The organism is Blautia sp. RTP21359st1_E11_RTP21359_211015, from assembly GCF_040910705.1.
Classification (GTDB): domain Bacteria; phylum Bacillota; class Clostridia; order Lachnospirales; family Lachnospiraceae; genus Blautia_A; species Blautia_A fusiformis.
Genome location: NZ_JBDGAB010000053.1, coordinates 1 through 25,953, shown reverse-complemented (window position 1 = coordinate 25,953; position 25,953 = coordinate 1). Strand labels below are relative to the sequence as shown.

At 39.7% G+C, this 25,953-nt stretch carries 18 protein-coding genes; 14 read left to right on the top strand and 4 right to left on the bottom strand.

Annotation, left to right across the window (positions count from 1 at the left end):
• Positions 1 to 59 precede the first annotated feature (59 nt).
• Positions 60 to 638 (bottom strand): hypothetical protein, encoded by a 579-nt coding sequence (locus AB5026_RS15215; RefSeq protein WP_173734613.1) that lies wholly within the window; start codon positions 636 to 638, stop codon positions 60 to 62.
• Positions 639 to 809: 171 nt separating this feature from the next.
• Here AB5026_RS15215 and AB5026_RS15210 point away from each other — a divergent pair, with 171 nt between their 5' ends.
• The 3 genes from AB5026_RS15210 (at position 810) to AB5026_RS15200 (ending at position 5,063) form a co-directional block, all read left to right on the top strand.
• Positions 810 to 2,867, top strand: coding sequence for a zinc-ribbon domain-containing protein (locus tag AB5026_RS15210; protein ID WP_368213740.1), 2,058 nt, complete (start codon positions 810 to 812; stop codon positions 2,865 to 2,867).
• Positions 2,868 to 2,994: 127 nt separating this feature from the next.
• The gene (locus AB5026_RS15205; protein WP_173734178.1) at positions 2,995 to 4,092 is read left to right on the top strand and encodes a hypothetical protein; all 1,098 of its coding nucleotides are present in this window, start codon (positions 2,995 to 2,997) and stop codon (positions 4,090 to 4,092) included.
• A 65-nt stretch (positions 4,093 to 4,157) separates the two neighbouring features.
• Positions 4,158 to 5,063, top strand: coding sequence for an HD domain-containing protein (locus AB5026_RS15200; RefSeq protein WP_368213739.1), 906 nt, complete (start codon positions 4,158 to 4,160; stop codon positions 5,061 to 5,063).
• Between the two features lie 410 nt (positions 5,064 to 5,473).
• On the opposite strand, the gene AB5026_RS15195 is transcribed toward AB5026_RS15200, so the two are convergent.
• Positions 5,474 to 7,270, bottom strand: coding sequence for an IS200/IS605 family accessory protein TnpB-related protein (locus AB5026_RS15195; RefSeq protein WP_368213737.1), 1,797 nt, complete (start codon positions 7,268 to 7,270; stop codon positions 5,474 to 5,476).
• Positions 7,271 to 7,392: 122 nt separating this feature from the next.
• On the opposite strand from AB5026_RS15195, the gene tnpA reads away from it, so the two are divergent.
• From tnpA to AB5026_RS15150, 9 genes are all read left to right on the top strand, one after another.
• On the top strand, positions 7,393 to 7,827 hold the full coding sequence (tnpA, locus tag AB5026_RS15190) for an IS200/IS605 family transposase (RefSeq protein WP_195657336.1): 435 nt from the start codon (positions 7,393 to 7,395) through the stop codon (positions 7,825 to 7,827).
• 226 nt (positions 7,828 to 8,053) lie between these two features.
• Positions 8,054 to 8,365 carry a hypothetical protein gene (locus tag AB5026_RS15185; protein WP_368213736.1) on the top strand — a complete coding sequence of 104 codons (312 nt, stop codon included), beginning with the start codon at positions 8,054 to 8,056 and terminating at the stop codon, positions 8,363 to 8,365.
• Positions 8,366 to 8,572: 207 nt separating this feature from the next.
• Entirely contained in the window at positions 8,573 to 9,817 is a 1,245-nt protein-coding gene (locus AB5026_RS15180) for a leucine-rich repeat domain-containing protein (RefSeq protein ID WP_368213735.1), read from the top strand.
• Positions 9,766 to 11,811, top strand: coding sequence for a leucine-rich repeat domain-containing protein (locus AB5026_RS15175; RefSeq protein WP_368213734.1), 2,046 nt, complete (start codon positions 9,766 to 9,768; stop codon positions 11,809 to 11,811). The genes AB5026_RS15180 and AB5026_RS15175 overlap by 52 nt, the downstream gene beginning before the upstream one ends.
• Positions 11,812 to 11,900: 89 nt before the next feature.
• Positions 11,901 to 12,101: a hypothetical protein gene (locus tag AB5026_RS15170; protein ID WP_368213732.1), complete on the top strand. Its 201-nt coding sequence runs from the start codon at positions 11,901 to 11,903 to the stop codon at positions 12,099 to 12,101.
• Positions 12,102 to 12,996: 895 nt separating this feature from the next.
• The gene (locus AB5026_RS15165) at positions 12,997 to 14,115 is read left to right on the top strand and encodes a leucine-rich repeat domain-containing protein (RefSeq protein ID WP_368213730.1); all 1,119 of its coding nucleotides are present in this window, start codon (positions 12,997 to 12,999) and stop codon (positions 14,113 to 14,115) included.
• Between the two features lie 94 nt (positions 14,116 to 14,209).
• Entirely contained in the window at positions 14,210 to 15,658 is a 1,449-nt protein-coding gene (locus AB5026_RS15160) for a leucine-rich repeat domain-containing protein (RefSeq protein ID WP_368213729.1), read from the top strand.
• Positions 15,659 to 16,005: 347 nt separating this feature from the next.
• The gene (locus AB5026_RS15155) at positions 16,006 to 18,027 is read left to right on the top strand and encodes a BspA family leucine-rich repeat surface protein (protein WP_368213728.1); all 2,022 of its coding nucleotides are present in this window, start codon (positions 16,006 to 16,008) and stop codon (positions 18,025 to 18,027) included.
• Positions 18,028 to 18,247: 220 nt separating this feature from the next.
• A complete protein-coding gene (locus AB5026_RS15150; RefSeq protein WP_368213727.1) occupies positions 18,248 to 19,921 on the top strand; it encodes an LPD1 domain-containing protein in 1,674 nt (557 codons plus the stop codon).
• A 203-nt stretch (positions 19,922 to 20,124) separates the two neighbouring features.
• On the opposite strand, the gene AB5026_RS15145 is transcribed toward AB5026_RS15150, so the two are convergent.
• Positions 20,125 to 21,936: a leucine-rich repeat domain-containing protein gene (locus tag AB5026_RS15145; RefSeq protein ID WP_368213726.1), complete on the bottom strand. Its 1,812-nt coding sequence runs from the start codon at positions 21,934 to 21,936 to the stop codon at positions 20,125 to 20,127.
• A 91-nt stretch (positions 21,937 to 22,027) separates the two neighbouring features.
• On the bottom strand, positions 22,028 to 23,896 hold the full coding sequence (locus AB5026_RS15140) for a leucine-rich repeat protein (protein ID WP_368213724.1): 1,869 nt from the start codon (positions 23,894 to 23,896) through the stop codon (positions 22,028 to 22,030).
• A gap of 157 nt (positions 23,897 to 24,053) precedes the next feature.
• Here AB5026_RS15140 and AB5026_RS15135 point away from each other — a divergent pair, with 157 nt between their 5' ends.
• Together AB5026_RS15135 and AB5026_RS15130 are read left to right on the top strand one after the other, a co-directional pair.
• Positions 24,054 to 24,959 carry an AAA family ATPase gene (locus AB5026_RS15135; RefSeq protein WP_368213723.1) on the top strand — a complete coding sequence of 302 codons (906 nt, stop codon included), beginning with the start codon at positions 24,054 to 24,056 and terminating at the stop codon, positions 24,957 to 24,959.
• 13 nt (positions 24,960 to 24,972) lie between these two features.
• Positions 24,973 to 25,953: hypothetical protein (locus AB5026_RS15130; protein ID WP_368213721.1), on the top strand; the 981-nt coding region annotated here is incomplete at its 3' end.

Below are 25,953 nucleotides of genomic sequence, written 5' to 3'. Positions count from 1 at the left end.
TCTTTAGACAGATTACATGGAATAGAAGTTTGCTCATCAAGATACTCATAACCCATAATTTATACCTCCTTGAAGATTATATCGTTTGCGGCTCTGAATATTTTTAATGCCTCAATTTGAGCATCATATTCATCGTAACCATTTGCTTTTAAATCAGACATATAGACATCCCAAAGCCTGAAGTCAACATGTCTAAAGGATGAATATGTAAAAATCTTGCCATCATGACATATAATTATGCCGAACTTATAGCCGGCATTAAGAAGGCAATTGAAATCATCCGGACTTGGTGGAAAACTGGATGGATGTGTATGTATTGGAATCAAATCGCTATATTTGCTTAATATCTTAGCAATGGAATCATCAACTCTAATCATTCGCTGCCTGGTCTCATCCATTTTTCTATAAACAACCTTTTCTTCTGTAGGACTAACCCAGCACATATCTTCAAACATGGTTCCACTTCTATGAAATAACATTTCCTTTGCATTTTTGTAGATAAGTTTATTAATAACTTTTGAGTCAGTCAGATTGTCAAATTTTCTTCTATACTCTCCACTATTGATATATGCATGATTAATCTGTGTTGGTTTATTGCGACCATATCGCTGTTCTTCGTCTTCTCTAATGTAATACATATGTCTCCTTTCTTAATATTATAACCATTATTGGTTTTGTAATCAATAATAATATGATTTTTTCTTAGACATTTAGGATTAAGTAATGTCAGCTCTAGCTCTTTAGTTTTTGTAATGTTCTGAATCCGGCATATTACTTTTGATTTTTGAAAAAGAAAGGAATATGCAAAAATGGAAACAAAGAAAACACAGATAAAAAGAAAATTCGTGTCTCTCGCAGAGGCGAGACCGGATTTGGCAAAGGAGTGGAATTATGAGAAGAACGGGGATTTGAGACCAGAGGATGTGAGTTGTGGAAGCAATAAAAAGGTCTGGTGGATTCAGTATGATAAAAGCCCGATTACAGGTAAGATAATGAAATTAGAATGGAATACCAAAATTATCCATAGATATAATGGAGCAGGAAATCCGATAAAATCAGGGCATCAAGCTTTAAAAAACTACAATGATTTGGCATCTGTAAGACCAGATTTGGCATCCGAATGGAGTTATGAACGCAATGGAGATTTAACACCAGATATGGTTACTTGTGGTAGCGGTAAAAAAGTTTGGTGGATTACATATAAACAAAGTCCAATTTCAAATAAAATGATGAAACTAGAATGGGAAACCACTGTTGCCCATAGGGTTAATGGAACTGGCGAATGCCCATATCTTGTAAACAAAAAAGCCTTGAAAGGATTCAATGATTTACAAAGTCTACGTCCGGATTTGGCAAGCGAGTGGAATTACGAACGTAACGGTGACCTAAAACCAGATATGGTTGTTTGTGGTAGTGCAAAAAAGGTATGGTGGATTCAATACGATATAAGTCCTGCAACTGGTAAAAAAATGAAATTAGAATGGCAGGCAGAAATCCGCAGCAGGGCAGTTAGAGGTTTGGGAAATCCAATAAAATCAGGTTCAAAAGTATTAAAGGATTATAATGACCTTGCATCATTGAGACCAGACCTTGCCGCTGAATGGAATTATAATAAAAATGGCAATTTAAAACCAGATATGGTTACATGTGGCAGTAATGCTAAAGTTTGGTGGATTCGTCAGGTAAAAAATTTGGATACAGGTAAAATCACGACCATAGAATGGCAAAGCAAAGTAACACATAGAACAAAAGATATGATAATGCCAAATACATCATTACAATGTATGGAAAGTGAAAAAAGTTTACTATCTGTACGACCAGATTTAGCTTTAGAATGGAATTATAAAAAAAATGGTAATTTAAAACCCCAAAATGTTAGTTACGGAAGCAGTAAAAATGTATGGTGGATTCAGTATGATAAGAAACCTATTACTGGTGAAATAATGAAATTTGAATGGAAGGATAGCATCATCCATAGAGTGAATGGTAGAAATAATCCATTCAAAAATAGCAGAAAAATTTTAAAGGGGTACAACGACTTAGCCTCTGTAAGACCAGACTTGGCTTTAGAATGGAATTATGAACGTAATGGTAAATTAAAGCCTGATGAGGTCTCTTATGGTAGCGGCAAGCAAGTTTGGTGGATTCAATATGATACAAACCCTATAACTGGTGAAAAAATCAAGTTAGAATGGAAGGCGTCTATAGATAATCGTGTTAAAGGAAGAGGAAACCCAATAAAAACAAATAAAAAAGTTTTAAAAGGATATAACGACTTGGCTACTTTGTACCCAGATTTAGCATCTGAATGGAATTATGATAAAAATGGAGATTTAAAACCACAAATGGTTGCATGTGGATGCGTTAAAAAAGTTTGGTGGGTGCAGTTTGCAGAAAATCCCGAAACAGGAAAAATTATGAAATACGAATGGAAGGCTCAAATTAAAAGTAGAGTTAGTGGTGTTGGAAATCCTTTTTTAATAACATATAAAGGTGAAGAATATGTAAAAAAATATCTTCAAAAAAATGATGTTACATACATTTCACAACAGAAATTTTCAGATTTGCTTGGCACCGGTGACGGTAAATTATCATATGATTTTGCAATACCTGACGCCAAAAATAGATTTATTTTAATTGAATATAATGGCATACAGCATTATGAATCTTGTGAATTTTTTGGCGGTGAAGAGCAATTCAAAAAGCAGCAAGAACATGACCGCCGCAAGCGCGAATACGCAAAACAGCATGGATATAAACTTATCACCATCAAATACACATACGATACATATGAGAAAGTTGCTGAGTATCTGGATAAGCATCTGCCAAAAAGAGATTGCAAAAAAATTCCTAAAAAAGCCGCATAAATGCGTAATATTTTTTTGTACATTGTTTTCTAATGTTGCCGCCCGAAAAATCGGGCGGCTGTTTTTGTGATACAAATAATCTCACATATTGTTTATATAAAATTAAACAATACGGAGGAAAACAAATATGAAATATAAAAGTGGCACCATGGCTATGGTAAATCATACATTTACCTCAGAGCAATTAAATGATAAGTTATTCTACGAATATAATAAAATACGAGTTATAGAACCGCTCATTACATCTGCTATAAATAACGTAGCTGATAATCTTGAAACAGAGTTTTCAGGATTAGAATATTCCGTCAAAACAGCACCAAGTGTAGAAGACAAGCTTTTAAGAGCAGAAAAGAGAGATACGTCTGGCAGATTTTCGCCAAAACGAGAACTTGCTAACTTTAAAGATATGATTCGATATACAGAAATATGTAATCACAGAGATATTGCTTCGGTCACAAAAGATACTATTGAGTTCATGAAAGAACAAGGATATACTTTAAGCGGCACGAAAAATTACTATACTCATCCGTTTGGGGCTACAGGATATAAAGGAATCCATTTAAATTTTATTTCACCATATGGTCAGGAAATAGAACTCCAGGTGCATTCCAAAGAAAGTTTTGATGCAAAACAAAAAGGGCATGAATTGTATGAAAAAATCAGAGCAGTCAGTACATTAAAAAGAGATAAAGAAGCAATGAAAGAAGAAATCAAAAGAATTCATGGGATTGTAAAAAATCCTCCAAATATAGAAGCAATCCATGATTATAAAATGCCTCAAAAAGAAAAAGAAAAATTGTTATCTATTGGAAAAGAGCAAACGTTGGTAGAGTATGAAAGTAAAAGAACGGATTCAAATTCAGAAGCAATTCGTTTTTCCGTATATTATGGAAATCAAGAATCCCCAATACTTGAAGGATACGAAAACCGCTACCCTGACAATAGTGTAAAGCATTACCATTCAATTGATACAGAAAAAGAACATTCTGCCGTCATTACTTCTGTTGACAAAGCAGGCCATGAAATAGCTGCTCATACGACAGTAGCGCATCCGCGTGAACTTAACGAAGTCGCACGTATTGCAGACGAAACAGTAAAAAAACATGAAAAATGGATGGAAACGAATTTTCCGGACAAAACCGAAACAAATATTGAATTAAACAATGCCGAAAAGATAACAGAAGCTCCATCAATAGCAGAAGCGTTTGATGATTATGAATTGTAAATTTTAACTGCCAAATATTTATGCATATTAAATTAGACATGAAGAAAGAAAGGAATATGAAAACCATGAATAAAGAAGAAAAGCTAACAAAAGCAATCATCTTTGCAACAATTAAACATGCAAACCAGAAAAGAAAAGATGGAACCCCATATATCTATCATCCGTTGGCTGTCGCAGAGCTGCTGAAAAAATATGGATATGATGTTGACTATCAGATTGCAGCTGTACTTCATGATGTATTAGAGGACACAGATACAACCGAAGATGAAGTCAAAGAATTTGGAATGCCAGTTTATGAAGCCGTAAAACTGGTGACACGACCAGATGGAATGGATGAGGCGGAATACGTCCGCAGAATCCTGGAAAATCCAATGGCGGCCGCAGTAAAGAATGCAGATAAAATTCATAACCTTTATGAAATTGCATTTTCTGAAGACAAGCGAGCAATCGCACGATATGCTAGAAAAGCGGAAATTTACTATGAAGGGAAATTTTCCATGGCGCTAGATGATGCAATCGCAAAAGCCACATATATGAGTCATTTTCACGACGAAAGGAAAGAATATAAGGAATCCATTATGAGAAAAGGAATCCCGAATTTTACGCAGAAGGAAATGCGGTTGTATTCTGAATCTGAAAATATAGCAAAAAAAGAGGCATACAATCTATATATGAAGAACACGGACATTCCTGATTTAAACGATAATAAATTAAAGTTTGCTATCGTTGATGAAAATGGCCCTCTTTGGTATTGCTATATTGGAAATGAAGAAGCCCCGGAAAAGACTTGGAGATTGACAAAAGGTGGATGGGTTGACGATTCAGAAGAAAATATCTTTTTTGCATATGGATTTGATATAAGTACTGTTTCCAAAAAAGATTTTATTGATGCAATGAATGAATTGTTTGCATCTAATTGGTTTTATGATTTCGTCGAGAAGAAAAAAATTTGTGGAAAGCAGAATCAATAAAAAATAAGATTCTGCTTTTTTGTATGTACAAAAATAGTGAACCTCCCCCACTGATTTCTGGCGAGCAGAAATCAAATGGGAAGCTTCGTTCATCCGTATCTGGAAGGTTTCGACGAATCGAAACATTTCAGATACAAAATTACTTGAAGGACTACTCACAGTGTTATCGTTCACCTTGTTTTCACCTGGGCATGCCGTCAGGTTTCCAAAACTATCCGCAAGGCAAAGACCGAAGCCAATGCTAATTGGAAGATAACGGGCGCCATTTCTCATACCTTTCAGATGGATATGAATGATTTCATCCTTAGACGGGAAGTTCTTCCTCTGGTTTCCTTCCGATTTCCGGTTCACCCATATCCATATATATATTCAATTAACTTCGTATTGATAATGAGCATGAAATATGTAAATTATACAGTAGTTGCGTCTGGCATTATGTATGCCAGTTGGTTAAATATACCCGCAAGCTTTTTTAAAAAGTATGCACGGTTTTGGTAATTGCAGAATTCTTCTTTCATGTATTTATTCATGTCTGCAATGCATTCAAATTTGCCATATGGTATCATATGGTAAAATTTATAAGCTGGCTGTTTCTTTAAGCACCTTGCCAGAAATCTCCATTGAGACCAGTGATGCCTGTTTTTGTTATCCTGTGGAATCAGTGGACGGAGTTCCTTAGGAGGGCGTTCCTTGAATCCCATAGCCCTTCTTCCAATCGCCATTGCTGCGGCAACGTGTATTGATATGCCATAATGGCGCATATATTTGATTTTTCCAATCTGTGATGTGAATGCCGGTGCTGCTTTGTATAGACCGATTCCGTATTTATAGGATTTAGATTCTGCAAGCTGTGTGATTTTTGTGTAAGCAAATTCAGACAGTTTTCTGTTTAACTCTTCGTTTTTGTACATTGATTCATTCTTGATGTCTTTCAGGTTTTCCATCGCAACAGGTTTACATTTCTGGCTGGCATACTTAAATATCTGCTCAAGGGAATTAGATAGTATCTGTTCCCTCTGCTCATTCGTCTTTCCTGTGATGTCAAAACGAATCACTTCGTGGTGTATAAGGTTTCCATTCTTATCAAGTTCTGTCATTGCAAGATGGTTCACGTTTGTATCAAAAGAGACACACCCATCGGTATAGTATTCATTTTTTCTCGGAAGTTCCTGTTCTACAGATACCATACATTTTACGAGTATCCTGTTGCCTGCATCTTCAAACCTCCACGCGACTGCCTGCCTGGATTCATTGTTTATTGCGTCATTGACAAAGACTTGCCCGTATGGAAATTCAACACCTTTTATCTCGTAAGTAACTGCCCGAAGGACGGACTCCTTTTTTGTCTTGGAACTTTTTGTCTTGACTGGAATCCTGGTCATGGAGTCATAAGAAAGTATTTTTGTATCAGTATCATATCTGACAACACAGTTGCCCTGTATGATGCCTTTTCTTCCAGGAATTGTCATACCATTATTTCTTCGGCTTCTGTATTCCTTAAGCCATTTATCATGTATGCCTGCATAGATGGTGTTCTGCTGCTTAAATAATTTCCTGCCTCCAAAACATACAGACGGCCGCCCGTTGTCAATCTGGGATTTTATTCTTTCCAATTCATGTTCGTGTCTTGTTCTTCTCTGCTCAATACAGTGTATCCTATGTTCAACACGCTTGATTTCAGGTGTAAGATACTGTACTTCAAAAAGGTATTGGTTTTTGTATGTCGTAACCTTCTTGCCTTTCCTTACCTGAAAATAGCCTTCGCTGGTTTCCGATTCATTGCCGCCGCGATAAGACTTGAACTTCACTTTTCTCTTTGACCCAGATTTACGATGAAGGCTTCTATTCACAAGAGACGCTTTTTCTTCTTTTAAATGGCCAAGCCGCTTCTGCTCCGAAGAAAGCTTCTTATCCTCCTGTTTGATTTTGCTCTCAAGCGTTTCGGCGTTCAGCTTTAGACACTCCATCGCGGATTTATAAGAAGCAACCGCTTCTCTTTTTGCAGCATTTGCAAAATGGTCGTTAACATCAAATTTATCTTTTAAATGGTTGTGTATGGATGTTCCGTCAGAAAGCGGCTTGTCCCCACCCATTTTGACAATAAGAGAGAAAGCATAGCACTTTATCTTATTGTAACGTACAATGTCTGTCTTTATGGAATCCATCGCATCCGGTTTTGTATATTTAGAAAAAAGACATTTTTCCATATGCTCTCCCTCCTTAAAATTGTTCTTGACATATATTACTTATATATTTATAATTATACTATATTCAAAAGATTTGTCAAGCATTTAGAAACTTACATACATAATTAATTAGGAGTATATTTATGGAATACAGGAAATCATCACATGCAGTGTACGGGCTGCAGTATCACATCGTGCTTGTGACAAAATATCGCAGAAAATGCATCAATGAAAAAATAGGAGACAGACTGAAAAAAGAAATCATCCGGTTGATAGAGGGACATGAAGGACATGTAATTTCAATAGAAGCTGTCTGTGACCATGTCCATATCCTGGCGGAACTAAGTCCAAAATATGCGGTCGCAAATGAAATTGCTACATTAAAAACAGTTACCGCAAGAATCCTACGGAGAGATTATGGAGACTATCTGAAGCAATTTTTATGGGGAGATAATTTCTGGTCAAGAAGTTATTTTATCGCAACTTCAGGTGGTGTTACATTGGATGTATTAAAAGAGTATGTTGAAACACAGAACAGGAGACCCGGCCGTCCTCATGGAACAAAAAAGAAAAAATAGATATTTTTCATTGTATTTTTTATATTTACAAATTCATCTCCACCTGAATCAAAGATTCAGATGGAGTCTTCTTTGCTTATTATGATAAAAAATACCCGCAAAATCATCTGGTGGAGACTTCATAAGTAAGATGCAATTTTTTTACAGCGCCGTCCGATTACTCGGGCGGCTGTTTTATTTTGCATATTGTATATAAATAATATATCCCAAAAGGAGGTGTTTGTTTATGTTTCGCAGGACAAAAAGAAGGATTGTAATTGGATTACTGGCAGCAGCCTTGGCCGGCGGCGGAGCCGCCGTAAATAGAGATGCAATATATGAGAAAACCGGAATTGACGTGGATTTTCTAAATTTGCGTGGGGTAGAAAAAATAAAAGACGCTGAAAAAATAATGGCAAAATATAGTATCAAGCCGGAAGATATGCAAAAAATATTGTCCAGCAAATGGGCTGAAGCAATGGAAATCCTGACAAAATACAATGTCAACCCGGCGCATATTGCGCAATTGGTCTTAACTGATGTCGAGAATCATTCCTGAATGTTTTTTGCATATTGTATTTGCAAACAAATATGAAAAAAGAAAGGAAAAAATAATATGGAAAAAATAAACGGAGTAACAATGGATGGACATACAGTCGTAGATATTGACCGGAATGCAGATGAAGTAGTGATTCCTGAATATGCAAAAGATACAACATATCAGCTGCCGTTGTACGGTATTAAATCTATGGAGGTAAGCGACCTGATGTTACTTGCACAGTTTGCCGGTTTACCAAAAAGGCTTGTGCTGAACGACAAAGGCAATTTGGCTTCTTATTCGTTGAGTTACTGGAGCGGCGTAAACGCAATCGATTCGGTCCTTGGACGCGCTGGTTTGGAATGGCTGGAACTGACAGATGACAATCCTTATTTCAAAACGTTTGATGGAATACTGTATTCAAAAGACGGATATAAATTAGTTAAATGTCCGGTGGACAGGAACGGAAGTGTAAAAATTGCAGACGGCACGGTTAGTATTGAGCCAAGAGCATTTGAGAACTCCGAGATTTCCGCTGTGGAATTTCCGGATTCGCTGCAGGATGTTAGGAACAAAGCCTTTTCGAACTGCAAAAATCTTGAACATGTGAATTTTGGACATGGTATACAACGCATCGGCTCGTCTTCACGATGCTTTCAGTCTTGCCATAAACTGAAACGGATTGAATTTCCGGAACAGGTACGCAACATCGGGGAAAAGTCTTTCATGAACTGCGGCTTGGAAGAGGTAATCTTTCATGAAGGATTAAAGAGTATTTCTTCTAGTGCTTTTGCATATTGTGATGAATTGAAGAAAATCTTTCTCCCAGATTCACTGCAATATATCGGAAGATTCAATTTCGCAGAGGTGGAAGACATATATTTAAACCACAGTGTTCCAGTAGGGCTGCTGTCTATCATTTCGTCAAACTTTTCTGCAACATATACGCCTATGTATAGCCAAAGATTGGATGTACTGTCAATACATATTGATAACGACATTATATGTGTGCCGAAATCATTAAATTTATCTGGCCAAACAGAAATACTGACCATTTTGGAAGAGAGAGACAAAAAGCGATACGGAGACACTTTTAAATTGTCATATTTAGAGCAGGCTAAACAGGATACGGCATTTTTTACTTATGCATATGGAACGCCAAACAAAAATACAAAAGAGTATTTAAAAGAACAGGCTGACGAAATTGCAAAAAGATACCTTAAGGCTGGACATACCGAACTCCTGGTAAAACTCCTGCAAGCCGGTTTTGTTAGTCGAACTGGACTAAATGTAATGCTGGAGATGCTAAAAGAAGACTCGAAAATGAACTTGGAGACACAGATGCTGGCGCCACCTGTTGCTGCAAAAATAGACAGGCAGGAACCTGTTGTCATGGCTTATATCATGCAGGCACTGGAAGAGTGCAGAAGAAAAAATGGAAGAGTGGATGCGGAAAATCTAAGATTGAATTGAAAAGCTGGACGTTTCGTTGCAGCCGGCAAAGCCGGCTGCTTTTTTTTCTTCGTGTAGGAATCAGGCATATTGGAGATGAAAATATAAAAGACAAAGAAAGGATAAAAAATATGGATAGCATTTATAGTAGCGAAAGTGGAATTTCTTACTGTTATGATAACGGCGGTGTAACCTTCTATTGCTCAGACGTTTATACTTGCCGAGATATTGATATGGCATCGAATGTTAAACGCGTATGTTTTGGTGAGGACAATAACACAAATCAAATGTATTACAAATTAAGGTATTCTTGCATGATATTTCCGAATGTAACGGAAATATATATTGCCAGAAATGTTGCAGCAATAGAAATCAACAACAGAATGTTTCCAAATTGCCGAAAGATTGTCTCAAATAATGTAAATTATCGTTCCGGAAGTATGCTGGTGAAGGAAGATAAAGCCATGGACTGGAATTTTCTGCTTAATGCGTTTTGCCTGAAAAAAGGAGAAGACGTAGATTTAACCGGAATAGATATGATTAAATCAGGAGCCTTTTCCGGATGTGAAATCGTAGAAATCAAAAATGTTGCTGACCTCTCGCAGGTTGAAAAATATGCTTTTTCCGACTCAGATTTTTGTTCAGACAAAAACAAGGCGGTTGGCGGATTTCGAATGGCCGGACCAATCATTGTAGAAATGCTGCCGGACCTGGAAGAGTATGAGATACCCGACTATGCTATATACACTGCGCCACGGGCCGTAGAGGCTATGCAGAAAATGCACAAAGCCAAACGGCTTATCATCAATAACCTTGCGGCTACGGTAAATGTACTTTGTACAACCCAGCTGCCTAGAAAAGTGATTGTAAAAAATATAAAGAAAAGGACTGATGACACAGATTATGATTTGTTTGACATACTGGACAGCGAAACAACTGAAGAGATTGAACTTCGAAATTGTTCACCAGAATACAAAAGCATCAATGGACTTTTATATGGAAGAGTCATAGATAAATATGGTTTTTTTACCAAAACATGGAGTGCTCTTCGGTGCCCGCGAGGAATGAAGAAAGCAGTGATTGATGATATTGCAGAAGAGATTGCGGAAGCAGCATTTATGGGATGCAGAGTGGAAGAAGTCGTGATGCCAGAATCTGTGAAAGTGATTCGCAATGAAGCCTTTAGCTGTTGCAAATATCTTAAGAAAATCAATTTAAGCAAAAATCTACAAAAAATTACGAATCAGCTTGGCAATAACGCATGTTTTAAGAAATGCGAAAGCCTGAAGGGTATCGAAATTCCTGCCGGAATTAAAGAAATCCCGAATATGATGTTTTTTGGATGCAGTGAGCTGTCAGAAGTGGTTTTTCATGACGGGCTGGAAGTCATTGGTGCCAGCGCATTCGCTTCATGCCGGAAGCTGAAAAAGGTAAGTCTTCCTGAAACGGTAAAACGTATTAAACGATGGGCCATGGCTTATGTGGATGAATTACATTTAGCCTCAAACGTAATTCCAGATGGTCTGGTGCTTGGTTTAAATAGTTCGGCTTTCTCTTCTTTTTATGCAAGGGTTATTTTTCCAGATAGAAAAGAGGTGCTCGTATCTAAAATAGTAAATCCAGATGTAGAAGACAAAGCGACGCTGCAATTAAGCAAGCACTGCCAAGACCCAGATTGGTATATATACAGTTCAGATATAACAAGCCTGCGGTTAAATGGACTAACTGAATATGAGAGAAGGCTAAAAGCACCAGAAGAATGGCCGGACAGCAGACCAAAACAGGCTGAGCTCAAAAGATTCTTACATTATAACAGTGTTGCCATTATGGATTGGTTATCGACGCATAACAAAAGGCAGTCATTGGCAAAACTGATTTGTTACGGATTTCTGCCGGATTCAGCATTGAGTGACCTGTTAATGTATGCAAATGAGCATAATATGCCTGACATTGCTGCATATACTATCCAGCAAATGCAAAAAGAAAAGACAGGCAACACAGAATTTCATATCTAACAACATAGCGGGCGGAAAAGCCCGCTGTTTTTGTGTAGAAATCCGGCATATTGGAAATGAAAAAAGTAAAAGAAAGGAGGAAGAAGCATATGGCAATCGTAGAGACACCACCATGTAAATGGACACCGCCAATTTGTAATGACAACGAGCATCCGGAACGACCAATAAGAGAAAAGAAAACAGAAGGAAACGAAAAAGAACCAGAATACAGAAAATTGCATCAGTTACCTTGGGCAAGGATAAAGAAAGCCCCGCCGTGCAAGTATATTCCACCAATCGAAGAACCGTAAAGACTCGCAAAATTTGCAAAGTGGTTCCGCGTATGGTATAGTATATACAACAAGAGGGAAGAAAAAAAAGCCCTCAGACATCAGGCGGATTCGCCGCCGAAAATCCTTTCTTTGTTTGAAAGTCCCGCTGCTGTGAAAACATGACAGCGGGGCTTTTTTTTGTTTTATCGGAACTGTTCTTCAGCATATTAAATACAAAACTACAAAGAGAGGAAGAAAAAATATGGATAAAAAGAAATGGATTCCGACGCAGGATGCCTGGCTGTATTTCGAAGGAAACGTCTGTACAGATATAAAAGTGAGTACCACTGGTACCAGTGTTCGACTGGAGGCCCCAGAATTTGCGCTCAGGAATTGCAAGCGTTCTTTTCCAGGCGTAAAAGCATTAATCATTCCAAAAGGTGTTAAAAAGATTGATATTCCAAACTCACTGTTTCCGAATGTGGAACATGTGATTTCCGATTCTGATAAGTTTTTGACATCTACAATGCTTGTGAGAAAAAGTATTATGCAGGGGAATACGCTTCTGAATGCTTTTTGCAAATCAGAAGATGATGTTGTCGACCTCCATCGCGTCGATAAGATTGATAATTTTGCTTTTGAAGGATGCCGGTCTTGGAGCCTGGTAAACGATGCATCTGTTGGATATGTTGCTGAAAATGCTTTTACCGATTCTGCGTTTATGGAACAGCCATTTAAAGGCGGAATCAAACTTGCGGGACATATAATGATAGCAATGGATGATACGGCCGAAGAGATTGTTGTACCACAGGAACCACAGATTTTCATTCTAAGCAAAAAAGTACAGTCTGTCATCAGAGACACGAAATACGCTGGCACTAACATCAAGCGTATGCGCGTCAAATGCCTGGACTCCGTAGAGGCGTTTTGCTACATGCCGGAGACCGTGATTCTTGACTCCAAAGAAAAATGCACATGGTCAAAAGTCAGCAGGACGATATGCGGTATCGTTTCGGATAATACAAAAAATCTGATTTCCGAAATTCCAAGATATAAAAGCGTAGATGGAATCTTGTATTCAAGCGACATGAAGACTTTATGCTTCTGCCCAGGAGGAAAAACTGGTCATGTAGAAATCCCAGAAGGGGTAACTAAAATAAAAGATATGGCTTTTAATAGCTCCAAAATACACTCTGTGAAATTACCAGACACTTTGCAGGACATAGGCTCGCAAGCATTTCAGCTTTGCCATAATCTCACGCATATTGATTTTGGTAATGGAATCAGAAGGCTTGGCGCAAATGGACATTGTCAAATATTTGATGTTTGTAATAGCCTGGAGTCTGTGGAATTTCCGGCGCAGATAGAGTATATTGGCAACGATTGCTTTGAAAACTGTAAAAAATTAAGAAAGGTAAAGTTTAATGAAGGATTGCAGGAAATAGGCCCTGAAGCATTCATGGACTGTGAAAGTCTTAAAAATGTGGAATTTCCAAGCACGCTGAAAAAGGTTGGGAAAAGAGCCTTTGTGGCAGCAGATGGCGTCAAATGGCTTAAAATAAAAGCAATTCCGTCCGGGTTTGTGCATGCGTTTGTAAAACATATCGTAATTAACAGCCATAGATATATAGATGTAGATTTCAACGGAAAGCACTTCGCATTGCCAAAAGCTATGGATTTTTACAGATTGTCTGATTGCGCGCAGAGACTTGAACCCGAATGTATATCCTGGCGTAAACTGACTGACGAGTTTTTGGATTCATTATATCTGTATTCAATTTCTGACGTTGGAAAGATTTTATGTGCTATGATTGCGTATAAATACACAAGAAATGAACAGATAAAACAAGATGTGCATGATGTTGAACGTGCGCTTTTGAACCTGGATGAGAAAGACCTTTCCGAAAAAGAGTTTGTGGATTGTCTGAACACTGGATTCGTGGATGCGAGGCCTGAACTGATAGATGAGGTCAAGAAGAAGGGGTGGAATATAGCAGTAGCATATATTCTGGATAAATCAAAAGAACCTGAAAAAGTAAATCTATCTCTTTAATTTTGATGAGAAGGCTGGCATCAGCCTTCTTTTTTTTGCGATACAGAATTAAGCATATTGGACGTATAAAAAAGAAGAAAGGAAATAAAAGAATATGGAAAAAACGAGCAAAATAAGATATCAAGATTGGTCATCCTCCAATGATACAGAAGAAAAGAGATGGAGTAAAGACGGAGTTAAGATGAACGGGAACACAATTGTGGCTATTGATGTAACCAAAAAGAAAGTAACCATTCCGCCATATGCTACGTGTACTGAATGGAAGAACCTTTGGGGACTTGAATGTCTGGAAATATCCAGTATTAACCTGCTGGCTCAATTTACGCACCTTCCCAAAAAATTGATTCTAAACGACCCGAATGCATTGAAACTTGATGAAACGGACATTTTTTGCAGACACAATGTCGATTCCGTTGCCAAGATACAGTCTGTATTAGGCCAAGATGGAATGGAGTGGATGGAATTAAATGGAAGTAAAGACTATATTACAAAAGATGGCATTTTGTATACAAAAGATATGAGAAGTTTACTGAGATGTCCTGCTGCAAGAGCGGGTGAAGTTGTTATCCCTAAAGGCGTCAAGTTCATTAATGAAAAAGCATTTAGTCATTGCGAATGGATATCTTCCGTAGTCTTTCCTGATTCCCTGGAGGCAATCGGCCAGCAGGCGTTTGCCGGCTGTCACAATCTTAAACACATTGAGTTTGGAAACGGAATTAAAAAAATAAACTGCCGCTGCTTTGAGTTATGCTGGGGATTGGAAGAAATCAATCTTCCGAAACAGTTAGAGATAATCGATTATGGAGCATTTTCAGGATGTAAGCTTCGCAAAATAACTTTTGTAGAAAACGGTGTGAAATATATTGGGGATAATGCTTTTAACGGAAAAGACCTTGATGAGGTTACGCTTCCTGAATCACTGGAATATATCGGTGCACAAAACTTCCAAAGTGTAAAGCACATAATACATCTAAAAAGTGTTCCAAAACGCTTCGTGATAGCTATAACTGGAAGCTCGTTTATGCGTTCTTTCTATGAAGACCCGATGCAGAATATGATTGTCCTGGATATAGACGGAAAACAGTTCTATATGCCGCGTACATTGAAACTCGGAACAGAGCATCTTGTGCAGAAAATACTTCAGGATAAAATAGAAGACTCCTACGGTATAATGTTTCTTTACGCTAATTCTGGACGTTGTAAACTGGTTGTTGCTGCCATGTCTTACATCGCTGGAAACCGTAACGCAAAGCTTGTTAAATTCGTGGAAGAAAACGAGAAAGCAATTTCTAATACGCTCCTGGCATACGGCCACATAAAGGAACTTTCAGAATTTATACAGACTGGTTTTGTTTCGCACCGTACACTGTCTCTTATGCTTAAAGCATTGGAAGATGGAACTGACACAAATGCTGCACTTAAAAACAATCCAGAAGCATCAATACTGCATGATGAAGGAAAACAAACTACTGCAAAAGCGTATATCTTAAAGGCGCTGAACGAGCAGAAAAATAAAAATAATGAAGAATTGCATATTTCCTGACTGTAAGAGCCGGCTTTGCCGGCTCTTTTTTTTCGTACAAGTATTTCTGCATTGTAACTGTTTTTGCAAATTCTGCATATTAAACGTATACAGATTGACTCAATGGAGAACGGGGAATCCCCGGCCGACCAAAAGTCGTCCGCGGGTCAAAGGTTCCGGTTTTAACTTCGCACGCGGGTCTGAATCCCCGTTCGAAACACGCTTCGCTCAGCCTTACGGCTTCGCTCGCCGCACTTCAGGCTGGTTATATTTATTCTGGTAACGAGTCCAGCTTTGCTGGCGAGTTATCATTTTTAATCTGGTACCGACTCCGGCAAAGCAGGGGAGGTATCAAAAGGAGGAATAAAATGAGAAACAGATGTATGTTTGAAAAAATGGCAGCCGGGATGGCGCTTGCGGTGACGGTGATGGCCGGTGCAGCGATGCTGCCTGAAAGCGGGCATGAGCTGATAGTCAGGACTTATGCCGCAGATGCGAGTAATCAGAATAGCCAGAACATTTCGGGAGGAGGTACCAGTACTGAGGATAAAATAGACGAAACAGGCAGCAAAGCGGGATGCGCGGAGAATAACGAAAACAGCGACGACGGAAGTGGAATTTACGACTTCAAGGATAATAAGACGGCCGGGGCTGTGGCCTTCACCAAGAAATGGGATGGCGGACTGACCAATGCGGAGCGTGAAATCCCGGATATGTATTTAAGCACTGGAAGGCCGAGCAAGAGCACGAAGGGGTACACCGTCACATTCCACGGGAACGGGATAAAATTTGCCGACGGGACCGACGAGAATATGGTAGTTTATAACTCTTCCGGACAGATTGTGGAGGGAAGTTATAAGGAATCGGTAGGAACCGGAGTGGCGTGGTATGCGAATGAAGCGTGTACGCAGAAAATAGAAATTTCTGATGCTGGCATACCGCAGGTTGAACTGACCGGGGATGTGGATTTGTGGGCGAAAGAGATGACGTTTGAGATTAAAGGATATAATGACAACTATCAACGGAGAACGGAGAATCCTCGGCCGACCAAAGGTCGTCTGCGAGTCAAAGGTCCCGGTTTTAACTTCGCACGCATGTCTAAATCCCCGTTCGAAGTCTGGTTACGAACGCGAAGCGCAAGCTATAAACAACAATATAATGATTTCAATTCTTTAATCCCAAATACGGTTACTGAAATCGTGTTTACCGATGAGGTAAAACCAAAAGACAAAGCGACCATTGACGTTGACGCGGACGGAGATGGCGGTGTTGTCGCATGGCTGGATGATGATGCCAGAACAGTCATGAAAGTGTCTACGCAGATTCCGGGCGTAAAAGTACAGGCGGCGAAAGACAGCGAAAATATGTTTTTCAATAGAAGCAAGCTTCAAAAAATCGACTTTAAAATGCTGGATACGCAAAACGTGACGGATATGTGTTCCATGTTCAACGGCTGTTCTGGCCTGACAAGCCTGGATTTAACACCACTGGATACGCAGAACGTGACGGATATGAGTGGCATGTTTTACAAATGCTCCGGTCTCACGAGTCTGGATTTAACGCCATTAGATACACAGAACGTGACAAATATGAGAGACCTATTCGGACTCTGCTCCGGCCTCACGAGCTTGGATTTGTCTCCGCTGGATACACAGAAGGTAACGGATATGAGTTACATGTTCTACCACTGTCTCGGTCTGATAAGCCTGGACTTAACCCCACTGGATACACAGAATGTAACGGACATGGGTTCTATGTTTTCCAGATGCTCTGGTCTAACAAGTTTAGATTTGTCACCGTTGGATACTAAAAAAGTGTGGGATATGAAATCCATGTTCGCCGACTGTTCTGGTTTGACAAGCCTGGATTTGTCTCCGCTGGACACGCAGAATGTGACGGATATGAGTTACATGTTTTACGGATGCTCCGGTCTAACAAGTTTAGATTTGTCACCGTTGGATACTAAAAAAGTGTGGGGTATGGACTCCATGTTCTACGGCTGCTCCGGCCTCACAAGCTTGGATTTATCCCCCCTGGATACACAGAATGTGACGTATATGTATGCCATGTTCTACGACTGCTCCGGTCTCACAAGTCTGGATTTGACGCCGCTGGATACGAAAAACGTGACGGATATGCATTCCATGTTCTACGGCTGCTCCGGCCTCACAAGTCTGGACTTAACCCCACTGGATACATCAAAAGTGACGGATATGACGTACATGTTCGCCGGATGCTCTGGTCTCACCAGCCTCACCACAGGCACCACATTCAAATTTGTTGGCACGGACTATGAACTTTCCGGCACATGGCAGAACACCGCCGGCGAAACATTCACCTCCGGAAAGTTCCCCTCTAACGTTGCCGATACCTACACAAAAATATCTTAATCCAATCTATCTACAACAACATAACACTACGCGCAACAGAGCGGCCTTTGGCTGCTCTGTTGCTTGCCTTCCCTCTTTTTTTATTCATTTTCTCTACTGTCAACCATCCACCATCCATCTTTCCTTTTATCTTTTCCTCTTGCTTTTTGTCTTTTTTTCTATTTCTCATATTAATCATGTAACACAAACAAAGGTTAACAAAGAAAGGAAATGGAAAACTATGAAAAAACTAAACGATTTCGGAGCAAAAATTGGCGGAGCAAAGAAAGACTTATGGGCACTTTTTAACACACTTTCTGATGAGGAACAGGGCGAAATGGCCAGGAAGTCAAAGATTTGGAAACTGCCAAATTACCGGGCAATGATTGAAGAAGGTACGCCAAAAGAAGTATGCTTCTGGCAGAACCAGATGCGCAAGGCTGTTGTATCCAGACCGGAAGCAAACGCAAAGGCATATGTCAGATTCGTGCTGGCATTTAAGTCAGATGTAGAAGCGTGCAATACGATAGACGAGGTTAAGGCATTTTATGCCGGGAACCCGGATATCGTTGAGTCTAAAGGCGTTTTTGAGTATCTGAGAAAGGCTTCGGAGAATCCTAATGACAAGCACTGGGTTTACGCGGATAGCGAAACGAAACCATTTTTTGACGGCAGTAAAGTGCTTCGTTATGTATATAGCACAAAACGTATTTCAAAAGACTGCGCAGAAAGCGACTTCCTTATGAGAAGAGAAGATAAGGAGGCAAAAAAATACTATGTGTTTGAAGCAAAAGCGGAGAATATTGAAACTAAGCCATATAGCAAGAAAGGTGTTTTTGCAAATACAGTAAAAAGCAGCACTTGTATTACCACTTTCTTTGACAAGGTCAATTATTCTGAGCTGGTAGAAGAGTCTCCAGATGATTGCCTGTATATTGCCATGTACGACAGAACAAAAATCGGAGTATATACTTCCTGCGAAAATGCGAAAAAAGCCATTGAAAGCAAAAAAGAAAAAAATGCGGGAAAGAAAGAGGCAGAGAAGAAAGAAGCATTTCTTCCGCCACATCTTTCAGAGATTGAAAGGACAGGAAGCGATTACAGTTACTTCAGATTTACTGCTGGAAATGTATTGATGGCAAGATATGGACTGCGTGGTGGCGAGTTCGGAAACTATACTTCTTCAAAAGACAGAGTGGGAAGTATTAACATGGCTTATGATGGTTTTGAAGACCTCTATAAAGCCTTAGGTATTTCACATCGGGACATCAGTCTTGGTGGTGAACTGGCAATCGCATTCGGCGCAAGAGGCCGTGGCTCAGCAATGGCTCATTATGAACCGGATAGAAACGTCATCAATATGACTAAAAAACGTGGCGCCGGCTCACTGGCTCACGAATGGGCTCACGCTATGGATGCTTATCTTGGAAAGAAACTTGGGCTGTATGGATATATGTCAGAGAATGTGAAATCAGACAAGGTCTTTGCATCTGCAAAAGAGCTTCTTACGGCATTTGAAAAACAGGATGGAAAAGAAACTGCATTTTATGCAGCATCCAAAAACTTTGATGGGGCTTATAAAAAGGCCGGAAACGGTTATTGGTCATCGGCCCCTGAAATGTTTGCAAGGGCTTTTGCATGCTATGTCAGGGATAAACTTGGAGACAGAAAGTCAGACTATCTTGTAGGTCACTCTGAAGCGGCTTCTGATGGCGTTAGCGTGGCGATTCCTGTCGGGAAAGAAAGAGAAGTCATCGATAAGAAATTCGATGCTTTTATCGCCGATATGATTAAACTTGGTTACTTTTCAAAAGAGAAGAGCAGCACAGACAATCCGACAGAATGCGACGATTCACCAGAAATTGTGGATATTATCTTCTACGAGGACAACGGCGGCCAGCTGATGTTTTGTTAGTTTTTAACGAAGAACGGAAAATCCCCGGCCGACAAAAAGTCGTCTGCGGGTTAAAAGTTTCGGTTTTAACTTCGCACGCGGGTCTGAATCCCAGTTAGAAGTCAGGTCACGAGCGCGAAGCGCGAGTTATCAAAGGGCGGAACTTTTTCCGCTCTTTTTTTTGCGGCAAAAAAAAGAAGTCCCGGCGCAAAGGCCGGGGCATTCTAGAGCTGAAGTTTTTTGGAAGCGTTTTTTGGTGCTTTTTTCTCAATCTCTGTTAAGATGTATGCCGCGAGAGCATTCATGTTGTTTTCGTGTGCTAATTTCAGGAATTTTTCAAGAGAACTCTTTGCAAAAAATCCAAGCTGAAAGAACTTGACGAGTTTTTCCTCCTTTCCTTCGTTGAAATACCGTTTCACGATGCTCTGCCTTGAGCGTTTCAATGCATTACGGTATATGTCTTTTTTGGTAATATCGTAGAGTTCAAAGGCTGTATCCTGAACAAGTGCGTTACTGAAACATAAGGCATACAGACTGTCAATCCAATCTGTGTCAGCTGCTTTTGGAGAAAACATGCGGAAACATTCATCCAGTTGTGAGATGACTTCTTTTGACATGGTTTTTGGAAGATAAAACGTATAATCTTTGTCATCTTCAGTTACGATAAGTTTGAAGGTGAGTCCAATCTTATTGTATGTTGATGCGTCATTGTATGCATTCAATACAGACAGCAGGATTCCTTCCGGCGCTCGGTCATACACATGTAATTCTTTAATGAATCTGCCAAAATTATTTGCTTTCACGGTTTTTAGTGTCCTGGGTACAGTTAATGTATCCGCAGCAATATCGTTAAACGTGGTATCGCCAATAATCTCCAGGCCTTCATGAAGGACAACTTTTTTTAAATTGCAGCATGAGAACATCATGCTTGACAATACCTTTATCCATGACGGAATTTCAAGCTCTTTGAGTCCTCTACACCCATAAAATTGGCCCATATCACCAAATCTGCTGTAATCGTCAATGGTATGGTTAAATTTGATATCTGTAAGTTGCCTGCAGTCAGAAAACGCATAAGTCCCAATTCTGAATAAGGACTCAGGAAATTTTACAGACTCAATCTTACTTCCTGCAAAAGCATTATACAGTATATATTCTGTCCCTTCCGGTACATCGTAATGACCATCACGTCTATTTGGATATTTAATAAGGACTTTCTTGTCTTTAGTATATACCACACCGTCCACAGTACAGAATCTATCGCTATTTTTAGCTATACGATACGCCTTAGCGTAGATGTCTGAAAGGTAGTCTAGTAAATCGTTTACAGATAAATTTAGCCTGTTGTTGATGACCAGTGTGTTGAAACTTGTGCCTTTCAATTTGTTTAACTGGTCCGGCTTGCTGAAAACGACCTCCTCGATGTCATCCGCATTTTTAATATATACACCGGTGGCATCATCGGGGATAACTGCCATATCTGCAGTACGGTCAATTCCTACTACCGTTTTACCAATCAAGAATACGCCATTTACAAATTGCTTTCTTCCGAATTCAAGCGCAGAACCGGCAAAAGAATTACCTTGGGCGATAATCTGCTCTGGGATATTTTTGATATGCTCTGAGAGGCAGCCCTCAAAGGCATACGACCTTACGAGTTCAATATTCTCCATATCTATGACGAAATCTTTGTCATGATAAAAGGAATTGAACAAAATACCCGTTTCTTTGCTGATAAGCATTGGCCCAGATTTAAAATTACGGCTATACGAGATAACCTTCTCAATATTTGGAAACATGGAGTTGTAAATCTCAATGCTTTGGACCCCCTCGTTGATGACAATGGTCTTGATGTTTGGAAACTGCTTCATTACGTCCTTCAAAAGATAGCCAGAACCGCTATAGGTATGGCTTTCGTCTATGAATGTAAGAGTAGTAGCGGATTCCGGGACATCAAGGTTTTTGCATGTATAACCATATACACCTTTTTCAAAATAAAAAACAGCTCCTTCTGGCGAATTTAATGTTGTTAGCATTTCTTTTCTTCCTTTCTTTGTTTTTTTGTACATACAATATGCGATATTCTCGAGTATAAGAAAAACCCGGCATGTGCCGGGCTTAGATTGGTTAGATTCTGAAAGATGTTGTTTTTCTTTTTTTCTTATTGCTGCTTTTCTGCTGCATCTCAAGAATGTAGGAAGTTGCTGTCTTCATTCCGTTTTTTTGTGTTGTTTTTAAAAGAGTATTTAAGACGCGCTCGGAAAGGAATCCGAGTCCGACAAATTTGGCCAGCTGTTTTTCCTGATTTTCTTTTAATAGACGGTTCACGATTTTTCTTGAATGGCTTTTCAGATAAGCAGCCGCTTCTTCATTGCTGGAATCGTGTTGATACATAGCAATGGCAGTGTCCTGTGTGATAGCGTCATCGTCGCAATATATGAACAGGCTGTTAAAGTAAGACTGCGGAAATAAACGCCATGAAAAATTTGAAAGTCTAAGGTCTAGGCTGGAAGTAACATTACCGATGTATATATATCGTGGAATATATAACGTTTTTTTGCCTTTATCATCAGTTATGACAAGCTTAAGCAGTAAATTATCAGTATCAATGTCTCTGTCGGGACGGTCGGCGTTGCGTCTGCAGCGGCTGACCATATTTGATATAAGGCCTTCCGGTATCCTTTCATACACATTGATTGTTTTTGCTTTATTAAAATTATTACCGCACATCTTTTTTAATGAGCGGGGAAGCGTAATTTCTTCAAAATCAACAGAATCAAACGCCCAGCCGGAAATCGTATCCACCCCTTCTTCTAATTCGAGGCTTTTAAATTCGCATCCACTGAACATTGACGCTCCGATTGTCTTAATGTACGCCGGGATTTTTAACGTTTTAAGGCTTGTACATCTTGCAAAGATGTTTGAACCCCCTTTATCGTCATAATCGCTAATGCCTCTTCCAAACCCTATATCTGACAGGTCATGGCAATCACAAAAGGCTGCATATCCGATTTCTGTTACAGAATCGGGAATCTTCACTGACGATATCCTGCTGTTTATAAAAGCGGAGTCATAAATCACTTCTGTTCCTTCCGGTATTTTATATGCCCCTTCGCGGCCAGAAGGATATGCGATGAGTTTCTTTTTGTCTTTTGTAAAGATGACGCCATTTATCGAACAATAGAATGGATTGCTATCCCTAACGAACAGGTTGAAGGCATTTGGACGTTTTGCATACGTCCTTATGTCTGGCATTTCTATGTATTCATCTGTGTCAATGATTACGCTGTCAAGGAACAGGCTGCTGTCACTGAACGCGTTAAGGTTTTTGACGTTTGCAGTTTTTATACACTTAATATTGTTTATATTTGTGTCTGCTCCCGTGTATATAGACTTGATACCATCAGGCAGTGTGATTTCTGTTGCACCAGGCTCAATATCAACAAGGACCGCGCCGATGGTACATATGCCATTAGTGAATGGTTTTTTTTCAGCGAATATGGAATATGCAAAAGCATTATCATTAATTTTGGCTACGTTATTGCTGTTAACGATATCAACTGATTTACAACCTTCAAAAGCAAAGCTGTCTATCAAAATGACATCGTGCAGGTCAACCACTTCGTCCTGATTTCGGCAGAATGTATTTTCAAGCCTCGCTTCGTTATACCCGGTCTTTATCAGCATACTTCCGGTGGTATATGAGTAGCTGCGTGAAGATACCCTTCTGACGTTCGGAAACATCATATTGCTGATGTCAATATCGTCAACGCCTTGCTCAATCACGATTTCTTTGATGTTTGGGAACTGTTTTTTCACATCTCGCAAAAAATACGACGGTGCAAATACTCCATACTGTAAATTGCTGATAGAAACATTCCTCATACGTGCAAACGTCAATGTGGTAACATCATCGTCAATGTCAACATCAACGCATTTTCCTCGTTCTGCTATATAAAATGTAACACCTTTCTGTACAGAAACTTTTTGGACCATTTCAGTTTCTCCTTTCTTTGTAAAAAATATTCAAAAATAATATGCAGGATTTCTCTGGCAAGAAAAATCGCAAAAAAACGATTCTGTGGACAAAAATTCAGCATATTGGATATGTAAAAAACAAGAAGAGGCTGATGAGGAGCCGAAAAAGGAGAAAATGATGATGACAATAGAAGAGATTACTAAAGGACTAAAAGAGAACGGATATATCCCAAACGATGATATCTGCTACGCTGTATTTGAGGCACTGTCACTGCAGAAACCAATTCTGATTGAGGGTGACCCGGGCGTCGGTAAAACATCACTGGCGATTGCTGTTTCCAAAATGCTCAGCCTGCCGTTTCTGCGCCTGCAGATGTATGACGGATTAACAAAAGACGAAATCCTGTATGACTACGACTACCAGCGGCAGCTGCTGACATTGGAGGCAGTAAAGCCCAAAATCAATGAAGAAATCAAGGGCATGGACGTAAATGCTGCCATCAGAAAAGTAGCAGGAGATGTAAATTTCTATGGAGAAGAGTTTCTGATTCCACGTCCAGTACTGCAGACCATTAACGGGACGGGAAAGAAACTGCTGCTGATTGATGAGATAGACAAGTCTTCGGAAGAGACCGAATATATGCTGTATGAATATCTTGAAGGATATGGAATCAATATCCCACAGCTGGGACCGGTAAATTGCCCGGAAGGCCAGAAGCCGGTTGTGTTCCTGACGTCTAATGGATACCGCGAATTATCAGGTGCAATGAGAAGGCGCTGCGGGTACCTCTATATCAAGAAAAAGACCAGGGAAGAGATTATTGAAATCCTGAAGAATAATGCAAAAGTTAACGACAAAGTGGCAGCCGGCATCGCATCATGCATTGTATCCCTGCAGGAGGAGCACCTGAAACATCCCGTATCTATTTCGGAGGCGGTCGATTGGGCGAACTTCCTGAAAAATGATGCAAATAAAGACATGGTCATGAAATCTATCGGACTGCTGGCAAAAGACAGAAGAGACATGGGAATTATCCGAAAGGCGGTTGAAACATACGCAGGAGATATTGCTGTAGAGTAAGGAGGGGGTTTGTTTGAATTGGATTGATTGTGAGGTATGTTTATTTTCCGAACAGTGTGATGGTCCCGATTATGCCCCACTTTGTATGGACTTTGATGACTATGAGTTTGATGACTATTGCGACAATTCTAATCCTTCGCAAGGTGTTGTAGGAGACCGGGCCCCGGTAATCCCGGAAGTAACGGCGGATACGCCTTCCTACCTATACGAATTCATCTTTGAGGCATGTGAGTATTTTAGCAGCGCAGGTTATATCTGCAATGCTTCAGAAGTGTTTTCCGTTATCAGTGATATGCGCGGAAAGGTAAATATCAAACGGCTCCTTTCCACAATGCTTGTACATAGTTATCAGGAGTCAGCCGCTTTTGATAAGATTTACAGTGAATTCCTTGAAAAATATTACTACCGGCACCGCGAAGAACGGGAAGCAAAAGATGAGCACGAAAAAAATAAGAAAAAAATGAATGAAAAACTGCAGCGCCTGACAGGAAGGCAGCAGGAGTTAAAACAACAGCAGGAGGAAGGGCAGAAAGAATCAAAAGAAGTTAGAAAAGCAGAGCAGACGCAGGAACAGCAGAAAGGTATTAAGAATCTGGAAGAATGCCTGGAAGGCCAGAAATCGTTAAAAGAATTCGTAAAAATAGTAAAAAGCGGCATAAAACCTGAGCAAAGCCAGTTAATGCGTGAAGTTAAAGCTGCTTCCATGAAAGCGTGTACGAAACCCAACAGCAGCGAAATCACGGCGGCTATCCGGGAACGTGGAAAACAGCTGAAAGCAATCAAGGAAGAAGCCAAGAGCTTGAGTACACAGATTGCTCAGACGGAAAATGATATCAAGACAATGCAAAAGAGAATGCAGGAAGAAGACGCAAAGTTCCAGCGCAAAATGAATGAGATTGTGAAGGAGCAATCTAATATGCATCGTGCTGAATTCAATAAAGCGCTTGCCAGGAATGCGGTAAGGTCCAAACATGCCGGTGACATTGTACTGGAT